Annotated in this window: 1 protein-coding gene and 1 pseudogene; both read right to left on the bottom strand. The window is 26.6% G+C overall.

The features are described 5' to 3' along the window. On the bottom strand, positions 1-1029 hold a 1029-nt coding region (locus CAMP5121_RS07975; protein ID WP_337215290.1), incomplete at its 3' end, for a hypothetical protein. After that, positions 1013-1441 (bottom strand): annotated as a pseudogene (locus tag CAMP5121_RS07970) (hypothetical protein); the annotation flags it as partial. The gene CAMP5121_RS07975 and the pseudogene CAMP5121_RS07970, both read right to left, overlap by 17 nt.

Genomic DNA, 1441 nt, shown 5'->3' with positions numbered 1-1441 from the left:
AATATCTTGCAAGTTTAAAGTCTTTAGTAGGTATTGTTTATTAGCAATAATACTTAAGCTTTGATTGGAATTTAAAAAAGTATTTCTTTCTTGTTTTAATTGAAAGCTTAGCTTTTCATTTAAAGATTTAAATAAAGAATTAAAAATTTCATTTTTTATTCTATTATCTTCTTTATAAAGTTTTAAATTAAATTGATATTTTTGTTCTTCTTGTTCAATGATTTTTTCTTGTTCTTTTAAATCTTGTATGTTTTTTAAATATTCTTCATCTATAAAATTGTAAGTTGTAGAAGCTATACTTGTTTTAGTTATAAGTTCTTTTTTCTTTGCTAGAGCAAGTTCGTATTGTTTTGAATAGCTAGGGTAGGGGCGTGGAGTGAAGAGGGAGAAACCAAGGACTTCGTATATATTGTTGAATATTTCATCTATATTTTTATCATTTTTATAATATTGTCCATTGCCTAGATGGATAGTTTGTGGAAAATATTGTATTTTTGGATTTAAAAAATTTATTATTATTTCTTTAGCTTTTTGTGATATATAGTAACTCAGCTTCTCCCCTTTAGTGAATATCACAAAGGCACCAAATGCTACCAAAGGTGCTGAATCTGGACATAATATACCAACTAAACTCACAATTCCAGCTGCAATTGCAGTCGCAGAAATACCAACTGTATAAACAATAGTTTCAACCCCTTCAGCTATAGCTTTAATAACTACCGACCTTTCGCCATTAAGGACATATTCTAAAGAATAATCCATAATTTTTAAAGTGTTTTCTGTTGGTTTGGTTATTATTCTTATTTTTCTTGCTATTGGTTCTAAAGTAGGATATTGCTTGGAGTAGGAATTGACTATATTAGAAAATCTCCCAACATCTTCACTCGCATTTTCTATTTTTTTCTGTAAATCTTCTATATCTTGTCTATTAAAATTTGCTATCCAATCCGGTATTATATCTTTTTTAGCAAGCACAGTATTTTCTATACCTTGTCTATCTTCAGGACTTAAATTATTTTCCGCATGCATTTAATCTTCCTTTAGCAATATTTATGAAATAATTATATCTTTTTGCTTCATATATTGTTGGGTATATCATTTCTTGAATTTCGGTTTTTAGTTTTGTTTTATATAATAAATTCATTTTTTTATAAGAATTAATCATATTTTCTAATAACTGTTCTTTTTGAGGTATAGAACACATAAAGTTTTTATCTAGGCTTGAAGCAAATGGGATTAAATTAAAAAGAAAATAATCAGCATTAAAGGCTATTTTCATAAGCGCATAAGTGTCAGGCAATGCATCTATTTTGTTAATAAAAATGATATATCTATCCATAATCCTTATAAAATTATTCATTTCGTTTAAATTGGTAGTGCTATTAGAAGCAAGATAAAAATAATTAAGATTAGTTTCACTTTTTCTTCCAAGTATACTTAC

Origin of the sequence: Campylobacter sp. 2352 PW (assembly GCF_024723575.1) — a bacterium.
Taxonomy (GTDB): domain Bacteria; phylum Campylobacterota; class Campylobacteria; order Campylobacterales; family Campylobacteraceae; genus Campylobacter_D.
Note: the sequence above shows the minus strand (reverse complement) of the source record. Positions and strands in the feature narration are given on the sequence as shown.